Annotated in this window: 13 protein-coding genes, 4 tRNA genes, 2 rRNA genes and 1 other RNA gene; 4 read left to right on the forward strand and 16 right to left on the reverse strand. The window is 59.4% G+C overall.

The window, feature by feature from the left end; all coding sequences use genetic code 11:
* Positions 1 to 85: 85 nt before the first annotated feature.
* The 3 genes from K6I40_RS16715 to K6I40_RS16725 form a co-directional block, all read right to left on the reverse strand.
* A 23S ribosomal RNA gene (locus tag K6I40_RS16715) occupies positions 86 to 3,006 on the reverse strand.
* A 218-nt stretch (positions 3,007 to 3,224) separates the two neighbouring features.
* Positions 3,225 to 3,296 (reverse strand) — tRNA-Ala (locus K6I40_RS16720).
* A gap of 142 nt (positions 3,297 to 3,438) precedes the next feature.
* A 16S ribosomal RNA gene (locus K6I40_RS16725) occupies positions 3,439 to 4,912 on the reverse strand.
* Together the 16S and 23S rRNA genes with 1 tRNA gene alongside form the textbook arrangement of a ribosomal RNA operon.
* 1,459 nt (positions 4,913 to 6,371) lie before the next feature.
* Between K6I40_RS16725 and K6I40_RS16730 the strand changes: the two genes are divergently transcribed.
* Positions 6,372 to 6,617 carry a hypothetical protein gene (locus K6I40_RS16730; RefSeq protein WP_222920131.1) on the forward strand — a complete coding sequence of 82 codons (246 nt, stop codon included), beginning with the start codon at positions 6,372 to 6,374 and terminating at the stop codon, positions 6,615 to 6,617.
* Positions 6,618 to 6,835: 218 nt separating this feature from the next.
* Here K6I40_RS16730 and K6I40_RS16735 read toward each other — a convergent pair.
* The 4 genes from K6I40_RS16735 to K6I40_RS16745 form a co-directional block, all read right to left on the reverse strand.
* Positions 6,836 to 6,910 (reverse strand) — tRNA-Ile (locus K6I40_RS16735).
* Between the two features lie 73 nt (positions 6,911 to 6,983).
* Positions 6,984 to 7,112: a hypothetical protein gene (locus K6I40_RS28550; protein WP_255682119.1), complete on the reverse strand. Its 129-nt coding sequence runs from the start codon at positions 7,110 to 7,112 to the stop codon at positions 6,984 to 6,986.
* 117 nt (positions 7,113 to 7,229) lie between these two features.
* Positions 7,230 to 7,814: a MogA/MoaB family molybdenum cofactor biosynthesis protein gene (locus K6I40_RS16740; protein ID WP_222920132.1), complete on the reverse strand. Its 585-nt coding sequence runs from the start codon at positions 7,812 to 7,814 to the stop codon at positions 7,230 to 7,232.
* A gap of 195 nt (positions 7,815 to 8,009) precedes the next feature.
* Positions 8,010 to 8,082 (reverse strand) — tRNA-Asn (locus tag K6I40_RS16745).
* A 95-nt stretch (positions 8,083 to 8,177) separates the two neighbouring features.
* Here K6I40_RS16745 and cca point away from each other — a divergent pair.
* Positions 8,178 to 9,680: a CCA tRNA nucleotidyltransferase gene (cca, locus tag K6I40_RS16750; protein ID WP_222920133.1), complete on the forward strand. Its 1,503-nt coding sequence runs from the start codon at positions 8,178 to 8,180 to the stop codon at positions 9,678 to 9,680.
* Between the two features lie 18 nt (positions 9,681 to 9,698).
* On the opposite strand, the gene K6I40_RS16755 is transcribed toward cca, so the two are convergent.
* The 4 genes from K6I40_RS16755 to K6I40_RS16770 form a co-directional block, all read right to left on the reverse strand.
* On the reverse strand, positions 9,699 to 10,730 hold the full coding sequence (locus K6I40_RS16755; protein WP_222920392.1) for a histone deacetylase: 1,032 nt from the start codon (positions 10,728 to 10,730) through the stop codon (positions 9,699 to 9,701).
* A 4-nt stretch (positions 10,731 to 10,734) separates the two neighbouring features.
* Complete coding sequence (locus tag K6I40_RS16760; RefSeq protein WP_222920134.1) at positions 10,735 to 11,166, reverse strand: histone; 432 nt, start codon at positions 11,164 to 11,166, stop codon at positions 10,735 to 10,737.
* A gap of 66 nt (positions 11,167 to 11,232) precedes the next feature.
* Positions 11,233 to 12,732: a single-stranded DNA binding protein gene (locus K6I40_RS16765; RefSeq protein ID WP_222920135.1), complete on the reverse strand. Its 1,500-nt coding sequence runs from the start codon at positions 12,730 to 12,732 to the stop codon at positions 11,233 to 11,235.
* Between the two features lie 273 nt (positions 12,733 to 13,005).
* Positions 13,006 to 13,275 carry a hypothetical protein gene (locus tag K6I40_RS16770; protein WP_222920136.1) on the reverse strand — a complete coding sequence of 90 codons (270 nt, stop codon included), beginning with the start codon at positions 13,273 to 13,275 and terminating at the stop codon, positions 13,006 to 13,008.
* 339 nt (positions 13,276 to 13,614) lie between these two features.
* Between K6I40_RS16770 and K6I40_RS16775 the strand changes: the two genes are divergently transcribed.
* A tRNA-Arg gene (locus K6I40_RS16775) sits at positions 13,615 to 13,687 on the forward strand.
* A 590-nt stretch (positions 13,688 to 14,277) separates the two neighbouring features.
* Here the strand turns inward: K6I40_RS16775 and K6I40_RS16780 are convergent.
* From K6I40_RS16780 to rnpB, 5 genes are all read right to left on the reverse strand, one after another.
* Positions 14,278 to 14,841: a hypothetical protein gene (locus K6I40_RS16780; protein WP_222920137.1), complete on the reverse strand. Its 564-nt coding sequence runs from the start codon at positions 14,839 to 14,841 to the stop codon at positions 14,278 to 14,280.
* A gap of 91 nt (positions 14,842 to 14,932) precedes the next feature.
* Positions 14,933 to 15,184, reverse strand: coding sequence for a hypothetical protein (locus tag K6I40_RS16785; RefSeq protein ID WP_222920138.1), 252 nt, complete (start codon positions 15,182 to 15,184; stop codon positions 14,933 to 14,935).
* Positions 15,185 to 15,541: 357 nt separating this feature from the next.
* A complete protein-coding gene (locus K6I40_RS16790; protein ID WP_222920139.1) occupies positions 15,542 to 16,213 on the reverse strand; it encodes a bacterio-opsin activator domain-containing protein in 672 nt (223 codons plus the stop codon).
* 43 nt (positions 16,214 to 16,256) lie between these two features.
* Positions 16,257 to 16,568, reverse strand: a complete 312-nt coding sequence (locus tag K6I40_RS16795) for a HalOD1 output domain-containing protein (RefSeq protein WP_222920140.1) — start codon at positions 16,566 to 16,568, stop codon at positions 16,257 to 16,259.
* A gap of 393 nt (positions 16,569 to 16,961) precedes the next feature.
* An RNA gene (gene rnpB / locus K6I40_RS16800) (RNase P RNA component) lies at positions 16,962 to 17,550 on the reverse strand.
* A gap of 105 nt (positions 17,551 to 17,655) precedes the next feature.
* Here rnpB and K6I40_RS16805 point away from each other — a divergent pair.
* Positions 17,656 to 18,255, forward strand: coding sequence for a TIGR00296 family protein (locus tag K6I40_RS16805; RefSeq protein WP_222920141.1), 600 nt, complete (start codon positions 17,656 to 17,658; stop codon positions 18,253 to 18,255).
* Positions 18,256 to 18,289: the final 34 nt, after the last annotated feature.

An 18,289-nucleotide genomic window follows, 5' to 3' on the forward strand; every position in this document is an offset into this window, starting at 1 on the left:
TGGCGTGTCTAACCGTGTGTACGTGTAGTCCAGTTTACGTCCGGACCCGTTCTCGCGTCACGGATCCAATGCGATGTAATGTATGAATGTGTGGCTTGATCGATTAGTGCTCGCGGGCTCAACACCTCGTTGCCTTGGTGCGTACACCCCGAGTCTATCGAACTCGTCTTCTACGAGTGATCTCAATGGTATCTCTTTTCCAGGTGGGTTTCGAGCTTAGATGCGTTCAGCTCTTACCCCGTGGTGCGTCGCTGCCCAGCACGTGCCCTTCCGGACAGCTGGTACACGAGTGGCACCCATTCGTAGTTCCTCTCGTACTATACGAACGTTCCCGTCAGATACCGTAACACCCCCAATAGATAGCAGCCGACCTGTCTCACGACGGTCTAAACCCAGCTCACGACCTCCTTTAATAGGCGAACAACCTCACCCTTGCCCGCTTCTGCACGGGCAGGATGGAGGGAACCGACATCGAGGTAGCAAGCCACCCGGTCGATATGTGCTCTTGCGGGTGACGACTCTGTTATCCCTAAGGTAGCTTTTCTGTCAGCAATTGGCCGCATCAAGCAGCCTAATTGGTTCGCTAGACCACGCTTTCGCGTCAGCGTCGATCGTTGTGTTCGACACTGTCAGACTTCCTTTTGCTCTTGCGCTCTTCCCCGAGTCTCCGACTCGGGTGAGGAAATCTTGGGGCGCGCTCGATATCTTTTCAAGCGCGTACCGCCCCAGTCAAACTGCCCGGCTACCAGTGTCCTCCGCCAGGAGTGAGAGTCGCAGTCACCATCGGGTAGTATTTCAATGCTGGCTCGGTGAGCCGCTAGCGCGGCTACCTGTGTAATGCCTCCTACCTATGCTGCACAATGGCGACCACGTCTCAGTGACAGCCTGCAGTAAAGCTCTATAGGGTCTTCGCTTCCCCTTGGGGGTCTCCAGACTCCGCACTGGAACGTACAGTTCACCGGGCCCAACGTTGGGACAGTGGCGCTCTCGTTGATCCATTCATGCAAGCCGCTACTGAAGCGGCAAGGTACTACGCTACCTTAAGAGGGTCATAGTTACCCCCGCCGTTAACAGGTCCTTCGTCCCCTTGTACGGGGTGTTCAGATACCTGCACTGGGCAGGATTCAGTGACCGTACGAGTCCTTGCGGATTTGCGGTCACCTATGTTGTTACTAGACAGTCGGAGCGCCCGAGTCACTGCGACCTGCCTCTTCGCGAGGCAGGCATCCCTTATTGCGAACGTACGGGACTAACTTGCCGAATTCCCTAACGTCGGTTGATCCCGACAGACCTTGGCTTTCGCTGCCATGAGTACCTGTGTCGGATCTCGGTACGAACAGTGTGCTCGCCTTTTCACGGGCTCTAGGTTGGCCTGACTTGCGCTATCTTGCCATTCGTTCGCTTCGTGCCATTACGGCTTCCACGAATTTCGACAATTAGACTGGGCGAAGGCCCAGCTCAGGCGGCCCCAAAGCGTCGGCTTTGAGTGCACACTGGCATAGGAATATTAACCTATTTCCCTGTTGTCTGCTTCGACTTACGGGCAGACTTAGGACCGGCTAACCCTCAGCTGATAAGCATTGCTGAGGAACCCTTACTCGTTCGGCCGTCGGGGTTCTAACCCGACTAACGCTGCTACTATGACCAGGATTTTCGTTACTGAACGGTCCACACGAGTTCTCACCCGTGCTTCCACCCGAACAGAACGCCAACCTACAAGATTGCGGTCTGATCCGCACTGCTAGGTCTCGGTGGTAGACTTGAGCCCCGATCATTTTGGGCGCCTCAAACCTCGGCCGGTAAGCTGTTACGCTTTTCTTGGAGGGTAGCTGCTTCTAAGCTCACCTCCCGGCTGTCTAGGGCTTGAGACCACCTTCGATCGCACTTAGTCTACACTTGGGGACCTTAACCCAGCTCTGGGTTGTCTCCCTCACGGTACACAGGCTTACCCCGTGCACCGGACTCCCTGCGTCAAACGACGTTTGTAGGTTCGGAGTTGGACAGGGGGGCGCACTCCTCTCGGAGTGCGGTCCCCCAATCCGTCGCTCTACCCCACAAACTATCTCGGCAGAGGTCATGCTTCGACATGTTTCGGTTGGAACCAGCTGTTTCCGGACTCGATGGGCCTTTCACCCCTAGACGTAAGTCACGAGAGGGTATTGTAGGACACCAACTCTAACAGACTTCCACGTGCCTTTCGGCACGCTTCATCTTGCTCACGCCTAGATCGTCCGGTTTCGGGTCGTGCCCGTTTGACTCCCCGCGCTTGAACACGGTGGCCCTGGTGCAAAGCACTGCGGCCATATCGGTTTCCCTACGCCTTCCTCGATAAGCGAGTTAGACTCGTCAAACAGGCACACTCCCTGGTTCGTTTTTCAAAACGTACGACAGAACACCGGCTTCCCAAACTTCTTACTACAGGTTCGCACCTGATTCATTTTGTCCGGGACCTTGTATGCCCTGTCGCTCCATCGCCAACTGATTTCACGCCCTATTGCACCTCCCTTCGTGGGGTGCTTTTCAGCGTTCGCTCACGCTACTTGTTCGCTATCGGTCTTGAGGAGTGTTTAGTCTTCGCGGTCGATGCCCGCGATATTCACGAGGGATATCCAACCCCCGATACTCTGGAACTGACTCGTCTCTTACTCGTCGACAATACGGGACTGTCACCCTGTTTCGTGCTCTATTCCAAGAGACTTCGTGTCGACTTTCGGAGAGTGATCGTCAGTCCGAACACCACATTGCCCGTGAAGGCTTCGGTTTGGACTGTGTCGCGTTTATTCGCCATTACTAACGACATCGCGTTTGCTTTCTTTTCCTGTCGATACTAAGATGTTTCAATTCTCGACGTTCCCCATTGCGCGAAGCAATTGCGGTGGGGATTCCCATTCGGAGATCCCAAGTTCTTTGCCTCCGTGCGGCTCCCTTGGGCTTATCGCAGCTTGGCACGTCCTTCATCAGCTCTCAAGCCGAGCGATCCACCAGCTGGCACAGTAGCCACGTTCATCGGATCGGCGGTTGCAAAGCAACCACGTAGTGACCCGGGAACGGGTCCAGTGGACGCCTGGACTACACGTACACACGGTCTCATCTGCACGCCGTAGACGCGGCATGCATTAACCCTTCCCACCCGCGTTTACACGGGGTGGTGCATCGGTTTCTTCGGATTAGACCAGAATCGTCTGCCCCACTTAAGGGGCACGATTCGGTCGTCTTCCGAGACATGGACCCACAGGGATTCGAACCCTGGGCATCCTCCTTGCAAAGGAGGCACTCTACCACTGAGCTATGGGCCCACGTCCGCCCACGAAGGGCGGACAAAGCGTATCACGTTAGCCTCGGTAGTTCAAAGGTGCCCGATCGGCCATACGGTGGTCGATCGAACGTGGAACCGCAATCCGCTAAGGTGGGTCGGGGCGACGCCCCGATCCCGATCTGTGGAGGTGATCCAGCCGCAGATTCCCCTACGGCTACCTTGTTACGACTTAAGCCCCCTTGCGGAGCCCAGATTCGACCAGCGTTGCGCTGGCCTCATCCGGACCCCACTCGGGTGCTTTGACGGGCGGTGTGTGCAAGGAGCAGGGACGTATTCACCGCGCCCTTCTGAGGCGCGATTACTACCGAATCCAGCTTCATGAGGGCGAGTTTCAGCCCTCAATCCGAACTACGACCAAGTTTCGGAGATTAGCGCCCCCTTTCGGGGTTGCATCCCACTGTCTTGGCCATTGTAGCCCGCGTGTCGCCCAGCACATTCGGGGCATACTGACCTACCGTTGCCCGTTCCTTCCTCCAGTTTGGCACTGGCAGTCCTCTTAATGTACCCAGCCACCACAAGGGTGCTGCTGGCAATTAAGGGTGCGGGTCTCGCTCGTTGCCTGACTTAACAGGACGCCTCACGGTACGAGCTGACGGCGGCCATGCACCTCCTCTCAATGGCTCCAGTAAGATCATCAATCTGACCTTCACTGCACATTGTCGATGCTGGTGAGATGTCCGGCGTTGAGTCCAATTAAACCGCAGGCTCCTCCGGTTGTAGTGCTCCCCCGCCAATTCCTTTAAGTTTCATCCTTGCGGACGTACTTCCCAGGCGGTCTGCTTCACGGCTTCCCTACGACACAGCACAGGCTCGTAGCCTGTGCCACATCTAGCAGACATCGTTTACAGCTCGGACTACCCGGGTATCTAATCCGGTTCGTGACCCGAGCTTTCGTCCCTCACCGTCGGATCCGTCTTCCAGAGGCGCTTTCGCCACCGGTGGTCCGTCCAGGATTACGGGATTTCACTCCTACCCCGGACGTACCCCTCTGGTCTTCCGGTCCCAAGCTACACAGTTTCCACCGGACGCCTGCGCGTTAAGCGCGCAGATTTCCCGATAGACTTGCGTGGCCAGCTACGGACGCTTTAGGCCCAATAATAGCGGTCATCACTCGTGCTGCCGGTATTACCGCGGCGGCTGGCACCGGTCTTGCCCAGCACTTATTCTACTACCACCTTACGGTAGTGAAAAGCGAGGACTATATGCCCTCGCACTCGGAGTCCCCTTATCGCACTCGCGTGCAGTGTAAAGGTTTCGCGCCTGCTGCGCCCCGTAGGGCCCGGTATCTTGTCTCAGATACCGTCTCCGGGCTCTTGCTCTCACAACCCGTACCGATTATGGGCACGGTGGGCCGTTACCCCACCGTCTACCTAATCGGCCGCAGCCACATCCTATGGCGCCGTAGCGTTTCAAGTTCACACCACTCCAGGTGGTGAACTCTATTCCGAATTAGCCTCAGTTTCCCGAGGTTATTCGGATCCATAGGGTAGTTTGGCCACGTGTTACTGAGCTATCTGCTACGAGTCTGAACTCGTGCAACTAGCATGGCTAAATCGGACTCCAATAGCAATGACCTCCGGCAGGATCAACCGGAATGCTATATATGTACTCCCCATAGTGGGGAGGGTCTGTTGGCGGTGAATGTTGCAAACACACTCACACATAAATGGTCCACGTTCGATGACGCTGGTCGGATGACCAAGCGGGCGTCACCGAACTACCAAGGCTAACATCAGATCCCATCTGTACGGCGGACCGCAGGGGTAGGATCCTCATTTCCGTCGGATGTATTCGTACTCCCTCCGGGGTACATAACCCCTTCGGACTCGAACCATCCGAGGTGGCGGAGTGCATCACACACGCCGCCTCCTTCTTCGTATATATACAGAATCGCCGATCACTACTTAAGGCCTACGAACCATAGGTCCGAAGGTAGTTAGTGACACACAGTAATAGAATGATATCACCATCTCGATCGTGAGAGCTTCGAAATTATAGTGAATGACTATTATCGGTCAGACAATCGTTTAATGAGTCCTATTGAGAGAACTCTCGATCGATTACTTCTCGCTGCGTATTTGAACTGCATCATATTACTGGGGATTGTGTGAGATGTCCTCAATCATGGTTCTGGAAGTAAAATGATAGTAACTGGTGTGCTTACCCGGTCAAATGGGGGATGGAAAGGTCGTTGTGACGCAGATAGGAATTAGAGTATTACGAACTTGCTATTGCATCGATAAAGGAATAGTTAGCAACCCATCAGCGACCTGCACCGAACACTCCCTCCGCCAGCGAATACATCGTTCGGAGTAACTATCGATTTCCTAGGGCCAATAGCAGTATTTTCGGGACCCTGTCTATCGCCCGCTTATGCTCTCGTGCGACGTCGGCGAAGAGATGCTCGTCGAACCGATTTCTCCCTCGAAGATCGTCGTCGATTTTTTGATATCCGATCGAAGTTGATCAGCGACGAACACCGGATGATGGGGCGCGAGCGCGACCAGTGGATCGACCGTGTGATCGTCCTCTTGAACGGGGGTTGCGAGGACCCCAACCGTTTGTTGGCCGCTGAACCTGTGCGTATAGTCGGTTCGTTCGGCTGTGACCCCTTCGAAGCTCGCCTAAACGGTGTCGGCAGCTGCCAGTACGCAAGCGCACCGTCAACGGCGAACGTTCGCGTGTGTATCTCCGGTGCGGGAATCGACCTGCTTCGAATGCCCCGGTTACGTCCGAAGCGGCTGTCTCAAGGTCGATAGTATCGTCTTCAAATAGCAAAGTCACCAGTCTGACCGCCACCGATCTGACGCGCCTGTTCTCGTCGTCGAGGGATCACTGATCGCTTCGATCTGGTCGACACCTGGTTACTGATCGTCGTCTGCGAAGGCAAAATATACGGAGAGCGCCATACCGTAGGATCATCGCGTCACGGTTCGGTACAAATGCAATCAGTTCGTCATCGAAGGTGACGACGAGAGTCACCACTGTAGCCGACGTCTCCGGATGAGCCGGCGGCAACTCAACGCCATTCGAATTGACGTGGGATGCGACGCGCTTGGACGATGGGTTCAGGGTCTCGCAGATGCTCGGTGAGGTTCCCTACGAGCCACGAACGCGGTTTCGGCGTGAACGAGCCGTCGCCCAGCGCTTCCTCGATCACGTTCCCGAGAGTGCTGGTCGACACCGCTACCTGGCGAACGCGACAGTGGCCGTCATCGATCAGTTCCAGAATGCGAGCGCCTATCGCAGTCAAGTCGGTGGCCACGTCATCAAGGTCGGAAGAGACAACGTACTCGAATAGCAATGCAGCCCCGCTTCTGAGCGGATGGTCGTCGTGGCCGAGGTGTCTCGATACTCTCCTCGGTCGACTCCGACCATCCAAGAGGATCCCCCAAGATCGTCTGCTGGCTCTCACCCACGATCTCAACTCGAGGCTCAATCACCACCGAAATCTCGAAAATAAGGGGTATAGACGGGGAATCATACGGTTCCGTTGCTCAGAACCGTGTAGTTTCTGGATGGGCCCTGACGGATTCGAACCATCGACCACTCGGTTATGAGCCGAGCGCTCTAACCAGACTGAGCTAAGGGCCCTTCAATCGGGAAAAATCGTGCGTGCTAATTAACGTTTGCTGTCCAGTCTGCTCGAGAAAAATATGGGTGACGCCTACGCGGTCAACGCCTCGAGTTCGTCCTCGCTTAGTTCGGCTTTGAGTTCGTCCTCGCTATGAGATTCGAGGACGTCCTCGCGCTCCTCGGCCTCGAGGTCGGAGACGGATTCGAAGTGGTGGCACATAGCATTCGGTAGGACGTACCCGCGTTCAATAAAGGCTGGTTCAGGCGATCTGACTGCTCACGTCGTTATCTCGAGCGGACGCGAGGTGTGAATCTGACTAGGGAATCGTATCGATGACTACTCGTCTTGATACTCCGCGAGCGTTTGGTCGGTCGTCCCGGTGCGATGACGCGTCGCCAGTCCAGCGAGGTGTGGCGTCTCGGGGACGATCAGTTCCTCGCAGGCGGTTTCGCAGGCGCTCTTGCTCCCGGGCAGACAGAAAACCGGCGTGTCGACGGCGATCCCTGCCGTCGCGCGCGAAGCCATGGCTCGCGTTCCGACTTCGTCCCACGACAGCGAGCGGAACAATTCGCCGAATCCCGGCAGCTCCCGCTCGAATAGGGACGATGTCGCCTCGGGGGAGACGTCGTCAACGGTGACGCCGGTGCCGCCGGTAGTACAGACGACGTCGATATCCTGACGCGCGACGAGGCCTCTGACGGCGGTCCGGATTGCCGAGTAGTCGTCCCGGACCAGCAATCGCTTTCGAACCTCGTGACCTGCGTCCTTGAAACAGTCCTGAATGGTATCCCCGCCCGGATCATCCGGGTCGTCTTCGCCCGCGCGCGAACTTGAGACGGTGACGATTCCGACATAGAGCGGGTCAATGATGTCGTGACCGTGATCGTCGGTACTCCGTCGCTCGTCGCTATCGTTGGTCATGTACTCACGTCACTGGCGGAGCACGATAATCCCTCCCCCGAATGGCGAAGAAGGACGCGACGATTCCGCCTGGCCGTCGTCGGTTGCGGACCGAGCGCAACTACGGCTGCCGGATGCCCTCGGATTGTCACGTGTTCGGACTGCAAAAGTGACTACGAGCAGTATATTACTCTCGAGACGTAAATCAGGAAGAAGCGCCGAAGCCAGGACTCGAACCTGGGACAACCTCGTTAACAGCGAGGTGCTCTACCATCTGAGCTACTTCGGCTTATCATCTGGTAGTCGGGTGTATTTAATAGGACTTTCGTTTTTCCTGCATTGGGTTCGATACTCTTTCACGCACTGCTCGAGTACGGGTGCCCAATGAGCGAGGAGGACGGCGACGGCGTTGACTGCGGTTCCACGAGCAATCAGCGCGGGACACATACTGATGATGGCGACAAGTCCGACGATCGAGACGGTGATAGCGATCTCGAGCGGGTCGTCGCCGAGATTCGGGAACAGGTCACGCCGGATGAGGACGAACGCGCACGGCTCCGCGAGGTGGCCGATCGGCTCATGGACCGTGCCGAAGCAGCGGCGACGGAGCTGTGTGCCGACACCGACGTCTTACAGGTCGGCTCGACCGCCCGAAACACGTGGATCAGCGGCGACCGCGATATCGATATCTTCGTTCGCTTTCCGTCGGCGCTTGACCGCGAAACGCTCGAGGAGTACGGCCTCGAGGTCGGTCACGCGACCCTCCCCAACGGACACGAAGAGTACGCTGAACATCCCTATGTCAAGGGCGAAATAGATGGGTTCGACATCGATGTTGTCCCCTGCTTTCGGCTCGAGTCGGCCACCGAGATTCGCTCGGCGGTCGATCGCACGCCATTTCATACCCAGTACCTCAAACAGCGACTGGATGACGACCTCGCCGGGGAGGTTCGCGTCACCAAACAGTTTCTCAAGGGAATCGGCGTCTACGGGAGCGACCTCCGGACGCGAGGATTCAGCGGGTATCTCACGGAACTGCTCGTCTGCGAGTATGGCGGCTTTCGGCCGCTGCTCGAGGCCGCGGCCGACTGGCGTCCACCGGTCGAAATCGATCCCGAGGATCACGCCAGTGCGCGCGAGATGGCACTGCCATCTCGAGATGAAGAGGGCGACGACGCTGGCCTCCAGTTCGACGATCCGCTGGTCGTCATCGATCCGACGGACCCCGAGCGCAACGTCGCCGCCGTCTGTTCGCGGGCGAACGTCGCTCGCTTCCAGCACTACGCCCGGGAACTCCTCGACTCTCCCCGGCTCGGCCCCTTCGAATACGACGAGTCGGAGCCGCTGTCCGAATCAGAGCTACGCGAGCATCTCGAGCGCCGTGCCACTACTCCCGTGGCCATCCGATTCGAGGCACCCGATCTCGTCGAAGATCAGCTCTACCCGCAACTACAGAAATCTCTCGAGGGAATCACCCGGGGGCTGAACGATCGTAGCTTCGACGTCTTTCGGGCGACGGCGATCGCCGGCGAGACCGCCGTCATCTTCGTCGAGCTCGCTATCAGCGAGCGCCCCGCAGTCGAGCGCCACGAGGGGCCGCCGATCCACGTTCGTGACCACGCGAACGGGTTCTACGACGCATATGCGGACGACCCGGACGCCTACGGTCCCTTCATTGAGGATGACCGATACGTCACCGAACGCGACCGAGAGTTCACCACTGCACGCGAGTTCCTCGAAAGCGACCGGCTCTTCGACGTGGGACTGGGCGCGCATGTCGAAACGACACTCGAGGACGGCTACGAGGTACTGGTCGATGACGAGATCACTGTCCTGCTCGCGGAGTTCGGGACGGAACTCGCGGACTACTTCACACCGCGTCCCTGAGGCCAGCGACGGTGGCGTCTAGAAATCGTCCGGAGTAATGTCGAGGCTGTGCGCGTCGATAACGTCCTCGAGCGCCGACTCTGCTTTCTCGCCGGGTTCGTCGTCGGGTTCGATCGGTTCACGGCCGTCGAAGGTCTCGTGAACGAGCGCGACGCTGTCGGCGAGGACGTCCAGCCCGTAGCCGCCCTCGAGGACGAACGCCAGTGCCGCGTCGGTGTCTTCGGCGAGGGATCGAACGCGGTCGCTCATCAGGGCGTAGGCCTCCGTCGAGAGGCGGATTCGCGAGATCGGATCGTGGCGGTGGGCGTCGAAGCCAGCGCTGATCAACAGCAGATCCGGATCGAAGTCGGTGAGCGCGGCGGTGATCGGCCCCTCGAGCGCGGCCAGATACTCGCAGTCGTCCGTCCCGGCCGGCATCGGAATGTTCATCGTCGTTCCGTCGCCGTCGCCCTCGCCGATTTCGTTGACGTCGCCGGTGCCTGGATAGAGCCCCTGTTCGTGAAGCGAGACGAAGAAGACATCGCCGCGGTCGTAGAAGATGTCCTGCGTCCCGTTGCCGTGGTGGACATCCCAGTCGAGGATCGCGACCCGATCGACGTCAGACGCGTCGCGATCGAGGGCATGCTGGGCCGCGACGGCCACGTTGTTGATGAAGCAAAACCCCATTGCGTTGTCGTAGATGGCGTGATGCCCCGGGGGGCGACCGATCGAGAACGGCGTGTCGCGACCGGTCGCACCGTCGAGGGCTTCCTCGGCGGCCCAGCAAGCGAGCCCCGCGCTCCGACGGGCCGCGTCCCACGTTTCCTCGACGGCGGTCGTGTCGGGGTCCCAGCTGCCGCCGCCGTCGGCACAGAACTCCCGGACCGACTCGAGGTACTCGCGTTCGTGGACGGCCGCCATTCGGTCGAGTTCGCAGGGGTCAGCCTCGACGTACTCGACGCCGTGTTTCTTCTTCAGTCGTTCCCGGATCGCCCGTAGCCGGTCCGGCGACTCTGGGTGGCGCGAACCGGGATCGTGTGCGAGACAGAGCTCGCTGTAGCCGAACTGCATCTGCTCACTCAAACAACGAGAAGTACGTCTCGATGTCGTCGTCGGTGATCGTTCGTCGGTCGGCGTGGTGTGCGAGGATCGCGGCCGCCTGCGCGACGTTGTCCGCGTAGTCCTCGAGGATGTCGGCCAACGCGACGCGGGCGTCCATCGAGACCCGATAGCGATTGTCGATCTCCAGCCTGGCGATGCGATCGACCGGGGCGACGGGTAACTCGAGGTCATCCTTGTCGACGACCGTCTCGACGCCGAAATCCTGGGCCATGAGCGTCTTTCGGCCGTCTGCCGTGGCCTCCTCGGCGGCGTCGATCGCGAGTTCGCTCCCGTGTTCCTGAATCTGCGTTGCGAGTTCCTTCGACGCGTCGGCACTCACCCGAAGATCGCCCGCGTTTCGCCGGATGATCGTATCCACCGGGGCGAACGGGAGTTCGACGTTCATATAATGATAGGCGAAGCTAACTCCCTTAACGCTTTTCCTAGACGGACGATGAGGTTGCTCGCGACCTCAGAATACGTCGTTTGCCTCGAGGCGGCCGTCACGGACGACCCCTCGGGCGGTTACCTCCTCACCGAGGCCGACGTCGACGTCGGTCGCGATGCTCATCGTTGTCTCACCGTCGTCGAGAACGATCGGGTCGCCCGCCTGGACGACGACGCCCGTGAACTCGAGTTCCTCGCCGTCGGACGGGTCGTCAGCGCCGGTATCGGCGCTAGCAGTGTCGTCCGCCTCGGTCGTGGCCCCACCAGTTCCATCGGCTGAATCCGGCGAGTCGGTCGAACCGGTGCCGTCCGCAGTCGTCCCCTCGTCCGATCCGTCTTCGTCGCCGGCAAAGGCCGACAGACCGGCGTTCTCGTCGCTCGAGACATCCGCATCGTCCGTGCCAGCGCCGGACCCAGACGAGTCGGACTCCAGGACCGTGATCGTCGACTGCCAGCCCGCGGAGGCCTCGAGGTCGTCCTGCCAGCCGTCCTGAATCTCGACATCGCCCAGTGCGACCTCGTCGCCCGGCCCGACGTTGAGGTCGGCCTTGTCGCCCCAGAGGGCGACACGGATGTCGTCGGTCGCGTCCTGGACGCGGATGTTGCGGACTTGTCCCTCCGAGCCGTCGTCGCGGTCGAACGTCCGCTTCGGATCGGCCGAGCGGACGACGCCCGCAATGTCGACCACTTGGTCGATTTCGACGTCCTCGATCGGTGTGCTCTCGGGGACGTACTCGACCTCCTCGTCGACTTCTTCGACGGCACCGCGATTACCGACGTGGAGTTCGAGGTTGCCATCGCGTTCCTTGACGTAGCCGTCGATCACCTCGACGGTCGTTCCGGCCTCGAGTTCCGTTGCGAGATCGGCTTGCTCGTCCCACAGCGTGACGCGGATGCGACTGGTCGAATCACCGAGTACGAGGTTCGAGACCTTCCCCTCGGAGCCGTCGTCGCGGTCGAACGTGCGCACGCTGTCAGTGTCTAGAAGTAGGCCGACGAGGTTGACGTTCGAGAGGCCAAGAGAGAGGTCCTCTACGGTGTACGTATCGGAGACCTGCACGTCGACCTCGGTATCCGGGTCGGGTTCGACGTTGTCGACGCTGATCTCGACGCCGCTAAAGCCCTCCTTGGGTCGGCCCTTGATCCGCAGGACCTGCCCTTCCTCGAGTTCCTCGATGGCGGCTTCGGCGTGGTCGTCCCAGAAGGCCGCTCGAACGGAGCCGGTCTCGTCCGCGACCTCGACGTTGACGACCTGTCCGTCCTCGTCTTCGTCGTCGCGCTCGAAGGTCCGTTTCTCGCCGATCGAGATCACCTTGGCGACGAACTTGGCCTCTTCCATTCCGGGTTCGATGTCGGCGATGCCGCCGACCTCGCTCTCGCCGACTTCGTGAGCGACGAGCATCGCCGCCGTCTCCTCGTCCGCGAGTCCCCCCATCTGCTCGACTTTCGCCTCGACGGCCTCGCGAAACTTCTCGAGAGAAACGTCGGCCTCGAGGTCTTCATATACGCCCTCGATGTCGCTCATTCTATGCTCGTGCATGGTCAGCCTGCGCATAAGCGTTATCCATTCGGTGTCTCAGAATCTCGTCGTGACCGTCGGAGATAGGCCTCGTCCGTGTCGTACTGGCCCGTTTCAGCCCTGCGAAAACGGGTCGTCTCGGCCGCACTTCGACGGCGCTCAAGCGGGGACTCATACGCCACGCTGGCCGCCCCATGATATATAAACGTCAGGGGACCGCCACGCGCCGTCCGCCCGTCGGTCGCCGTGCGGAACGGTAGCCGTCTGAAACCGACACCCTCACCTCGTCGTCCCGACCACAGTCGTCTCAGTCCCGTTATCAGTCATCTCCTCGGTGATTTCTGTCTCGCCGGCGGCGTGATCGTGCGTCATCGCGAGCTCGGTCGAAGTCACAAACTCGACGGTCGACAGCACCGCATCGTAACATGGAGTCAGTACCGGGATCGAACTCACTGGTTCGATCCTGTTCGTTGCAAAGGCAACGCACGCCTCTTGATCGGCCTCGATCCCCTCGGCACAGACACCGGTGGACGTGATGGTCTTGGTCACGATCGTCCCCGACTCGTCGGGGTCCGGTTTCGATACCGATCCGGGGTTCGGTTCTGCTTCCGGTTCCGAACCCCGGTCGCCGTCCTAGAGAACCCCGCAACCGTCCCCACTGTTACTGCTCCGGCACTGGCACCTACCCGCTCGAGCAGCGTCCGTCATCGCAACCGCTCGTTCAGAGACGACACATCGAATCCGTCCCCTCACTCAAACGGCGTATTACGGACCCGGGCGGGGACCGATACTCGAGGCCGTGGATTTGTCGGACGGCTGCATCGAATCCCTGTGCCGGCGGGCGTCTTTCGAAAGGGCTTTAATGTTCACCGGGGTATGAAGATATGAGTCCTGATAGGGTAGTGGACTATCCTCTTGGCTTGCGGAGCCAGGGACCGGAGTTCAAATCTCCGTCAGGACGTTTTTTGCGCGACAAACTCACGAGCACCGCGTAGCGGTGCGAGTACCCGTCGCGCGAAAACGGACACGGAGATTTGAGCAGGGAAGTCGCAGCGGCCGAACGAAGTGAGGCCGACCGTCTTCACGAGTTCAAATCTCCGTCAGGACGCTCACTCCTTACGAGTGCTTCACGTTGTTCAGCACTCGCTGCGTCGTTCGGTCCTGACGTGCCCAACGCTCACTTCGTTCGCGTTGGACTCCGTCAGGACGTGTTTCCAGACCAGCGACGAGCGGAGCATGGCACGAAGCGCCACAGAATAGCGGCCGGCGAAACCATGAGCGAAGCGAGTCATCTGTGTTTGGAAAACGGGCCCGGAAGAGTTGAGCAGACGAGTCGCAGTCAGTGGGGGATCAAAGATCTCTCGAGCAATTGGTGCTTCGCGCCGATGACCGGGAGCGAACAAAGTGAGCGACCCGGACCATCTCGGCGTGTTCAAATAGCTGTTACCGGCGACTTCGCCGCCGGTTTCCAGCGGAACCTATGGTCTCGCCCGGTTCGCGTTGGACTCCGTCAGGACGGTTCTGTCGGGATGTTCCGTCCGGTGACGGAATTCATCGTCGCATATGTTCCAAGATTTGTAGAAACCGAAACGCCGGTTCTCCGTAGCGTTTCGTCTCATTTCCGGCCTTCTCCCGTAGCTCATCTATCTCTGCCGTATACTCCTCGTTGATTTTGAGCTCTAACTGCTCATCTCGTTCCTCGTGGAATCGAGTGATCATTTGCTCCAGTCCGGCCGTTAGCTTCCCTTTCGCAACGTACGGGGCCCAGAGCTGAAACTGATACTCATCGGCGTCGTCGAAGACGCGGCTCACGTATTCGTGATCGACGAGAAATTTCTGATAAATCGTGTCTAACGTCCCTTGATACGACGTACTACCGAACTCGCTCCAGTAGTCATCCGACGGTTTTCCGCCGTAGTGTATCCCATCGAGGTGGGTAACCACTTCGCACACGTGTACAGACTGCTCCCCATCTACCGTCTTGATCGCGAGAACGTCGATTTCCATCTGGTCACCCACCTTCTCGGAAAATTCGTTGTAACTGACAACCTCGCACTGATTCACCAGTCTCTGATACGCACCGACCAGTTGTTCCCCGAGTTGAGCATTGCTCATGACACCACCATCGAATTACAACACGTTATAGTTCGGATATTTCGGCCTACGGGACCATTCATGTTGAATCGGGCGCGGCCCCATGTCTGGGTCAGCGAGCAGGTTCAGTCGATGACTCGTCTGCAGTGACCGTCGAGAGCAGCGGTTCGACGGCCTCGAGATTGATGTCTTCGATCACGCCGCGGTCCGGATCGTAGTTGATCACGTTCGCGTCTGCGAGCAGGGGAAGGTGGACGTGGAGCAAAGAGAGGTACACCCGTTTCACGTCCGCGGACGGCACATCGGGGAGTGGAGCGGCGTATTCTCGAGCGACGACCTCGTTGCTTACGTCTCGCACCGTCATGGTCGCCTCGGTATTTCCGAGCACGGTGAGGGCAGACCGGCGATAGGAATGACTCAGAACGCGACAGGCTCGATAGGTTGCGGCTGAACTGTAGGACACGAGTACTCTCTATAGGCTCCTCCCGCGGTTCACTCGAGTGTCTGTATATACACGGGTATAAGTACCCATTCGAGTCGATACGAACGTGTATGTGCCGAAATGAGGCGATAGGGGTCCTACAGCTGGCACGTACTCGCTTACTGCTGGCCGTTGTCGCTCACTCCGTGCGCGGCGTCATCAACGCCGATACGAGACGGATCGATTTCGGTATTCGAGTTCGCAGGTACCTGTGAGCAGTCCGTGATCGGGGGCCGCGAGTCAGTCCTCGAGTTGTGGTTCCTCGGTCGGCGGTGTGACGGCCAGTGCGTGCTGGATGAGGTTGTCGTAGCCGCGCTGCAGGCGGCGAGACAGCGACTGCTGACTGATTCCAATACTGTCGGCGACGTCCGTGAGCGAGACATCGGACGACCGATAGTAGTCCATTTCCCAGGCTGTAACGAGGGCATCGTGTTGTTTCTTCGTCAGTCCATACTGGCCGCCCGCACGCGGGTGGGCGTGTTCGTACAACTTGTTGAGATGAAAGGGGACGTCGTGGTCGTCGCAGTACTCCCGAAACTGGTCGAGGCGATCCCGATTGTTGAACCGCATACTGAGTTCCCACTCCTTGTGCTGGGCGGCGGCTTCGAGGATCGTCGCGCCGATTGTCGTATAGGCGAACACGATGGACCCGACGTTCGCCGTCCATTCGGCTCGGTACAGGGCTGCACGGTCGACGTCGTCGATGTGGCGAAGGTTCCGAATCGATGGATCGTCCGCAGCGACGTCTTCGAATCGGACCCCGTCCTCCCCGGAGACCCAGAAGTACGGCGTGAGGACCTCGTCCGTCGCGACGACGCGCTCGGTTTCGATGACGAGTTCGGGGGCGGCCTCGAGCGTGTCGGCGAGGGCGAAGGCTTCGGCAGGAACGTGAAACTCGCCGAAGAGGCTCATACACTCAACTCATGATTGCGCGTGGAACGGTCGACGACCATAGTCAGTCCAGTAATTCCTGTCGGCCAAAACTGTTGTTGTGATCCTGTCCCGACGTGGTGGCGTCCCCGACGGTAATCGTTCGCTCCCCCGCAGCGGCGAGCGTGACCCGACAGCCGGCGTACGTAAACTCGATCCGCCCGTCCCGTTCGGTACCGGCCGATGTCGGTGCGAACAACGCCTCGAGGGCCTCCGGATCGACGATTTCGTATAGCGGCTGCAGATCCAGTGGGTCGACCTCCTTCTGGGCCGCGACTGCCTCGACGATCTGGGCGGTCACCTGCTGGGAACCAGTGACGTCGTACTGAGTAGACACGGGTAGGATAGCTTCTCAGTAGGTAAAAACATCACCCATCGTGTAAAAGCGCTGCATTTTTCGAAATTGACGGCGGGTAACTGACGGGGCCTTATCGACGAGCCGCTCCCACCCACTGACGCGGACTGAACAGACGAACACGGAGGAGTGTTGAATGCCTGCTCGATCGTACTCGACATCAATGTTGTTCCTCACTCGATCGATGGCGTCGAAGGCAGAACCGCCCATATCCGAGACACGCCGTTGGGTTTCTTCGTAGCGGGGGCGGCGAGCGAAGCCGAGAGGGGTCACCGAGAAACGGAATCACCGAGAGATCGAAGTGATCGCGTCGATCGTCCGTGAAAGCGGATCGAGCGATCGAAAGACGGCGTTGGGACTCGAGCACGAAAAACTGGGTGAGAGGAGTAAGCCCCTTCTGTTCGGCCCGGCATTCGGCTGAGCGTCCGCGCCGTCCGCGGCGGAGCCGCGGGGCGTTCGGGCTACCACGGCACGGACTTGCACCGGTGAGGATTCGCCGTTCCATCGATCCTCGGCCGTCTCTGTGTGGCCGATCACGCCGTTTGCGGTTCTCGCACCGAACGCGCTCCGAACCGCGCTCGTGATCACACGGATTCGAACCGTGATCAGCCGACCACACGCCCTCAGCGGGTCAACTCCCCTTCCTCTCGGTCGGGTTCGCACGCATCATCGGTCGGGCCGAGACGTGTCGTTTCTGTTCCAGCGCCAGCGGTCTCCCGCTCCGGACTTGCGTCCGGTCACCTGCCCGAACAGGTGGGGGGACTTTCCTCGCGGGCGTGGCGCATCTCGAAGAGATGGGCCACGTTATGAGCGTAGGGCGTCCTGAAGGGACGGCCCACGTTACGCGCGTTGTGCGTCCCGAGGGACGAACAACGGTAGAGCATGATCGTCCCGAAGGACGGATCACGGTAGGTGGTCCCACCGTTGCCGGCGGGACCATCGCGGCAGCCGGGCTCTCTCTCCCATTCGTCGTAGGTGCGTGGGTCGAATAAGTCCCCCGGTCGAAACGACAAAAAGAGCGCGTACCGAATAGAAGCGTTTTAGGACGACTATCCCCTTGTCCATCTGTATGTCCCAGCGACAGGGCGCTGACCTCTCCTACGAAGACGGGGCTCGCGCAGTCGAACTCGCGCGTGAATCCGTCGAATCTTACGTACAACACGGGCAACGAGAACAACCGGGCAGCATGCGCGAAGCCTTTTACGAGCGAACCGGGGCGTTTGTTCGTCTCGAGTCAACCCGCGGCCGGGGGAGCCTGCGGGGCTGTGCGGGCGGCTACCGCTCGGACGACCAGCTCGGCCACGTCATCGTCGACGCGGCGATCGAGGCCGCTAGCGAGGACTCCTGTGGCTCAGAAGTGAGCCCGTCGGAACTACCGAACCTCACGGTCTCGGTCTGTACCGTCAAGAACGTCATCCTGACGGACGATCCGCTAGCCGACCTCGAGCTCGGCACACACGGCGTCGCCATCGACGGCGGCGAGGGCGGCTGGCTTTACCCGACGGTCCCGGTCCAGAACAATTGGAGCGCACGGGAGTACCTCGATCGAACCTGCCGGAAAGCGAAACTCGCACCGGGGGCCTGGCAGAACGACGACGTCGTCGTCACGCTGTTCGAAGGGCAGGTCTTCCGCGAGCGCGAAGCCGACGGGAGCATCGAGGAAGTCTAACCGACCACCAATTTCTGGCGATCGACAATCACTG

The sequence above is a fragment of the Natrinema sp. SYSU A 869 genome (assembly GCF_019879105.1).
Taxonomy (GTDB): Archaea; Halobacteriota; Halobacteria; order Halobacteriales; family Natrialbaceae; genus Natrinema.

Bases quoted from the DNA above. Each gene is read 5' to 3' on its own strand.
- K6I40_RS28550 (WP_255682119.1), bottom strand. From the start codon at position 7,112: ATGTGCCACCACTTCGAATCCGTCTCCGACCTCGAGGCCGAGGAGCGC.
- K6I40_RS16740 (WP_222920132.1), bottom strand. From the start codon at position 7,814: ATGACCAACGATAGCGACGAGCGACGGAGTACCGACGATCACGGTCAC.
- cca (WP_222920133.1), top strand. From the start codon at position 8,178: ATGAGCGAGGAGGACGGCGACGGCGTTGACTGCGGTTCCACGAGCAAT.
- K6I40_RS16755 (WP_222920392.1), bottom strand. From the start codon at position 10,730: ATGCAGTTCGGCTACAGCGAGCTCTGTCTCGCACACGATCCCGGTTCG.
- K6I40_RS16760 (WP_222920134.1), bottom strand. From the start codon at position 11,166: ATGAACGTCGAACTCCCGTTCGCCCCGGTGGATACGATCATCCGGCGA.
- K6I40_RS16765 (WP_222920135.1), bottom strand. From the start codon at position 12,732: ATGAGCGACATCGAGGGCGTATATGAAGACCTCGAGGCCGACGTTTCT.
- K6I40_RS16780 (WP_222920137.1), bottom strand. From the start codon at position 14,841: ATGAGCAATGCTCAACTCGGGGAACAACTGGTCGGTGCGTATCAGAGA.
- K6I40_RS16785 (WP_222920138.1), bottom strand. From the start codon at position 15,184: ATGACGGTGCGAGACGTAAGCAACGAGGTCGTCGCTCGAGAATACGCC.
- K6I40_RS16790 (WP_222920139.1), bottom strand. From the start codon at position 16,213: ATGAGCCTCTTCGGCGAGTTTCACGTTCCTGCCGAAGCCTTCGCCCTC.
- K6I40_RS16805 (WP_222920141.1), top strand. From the start codon at position 17,656: ATGTCCCAGCGACAGGGCGCTGACCTCTCCTACGAAGACGGGGCTCGC.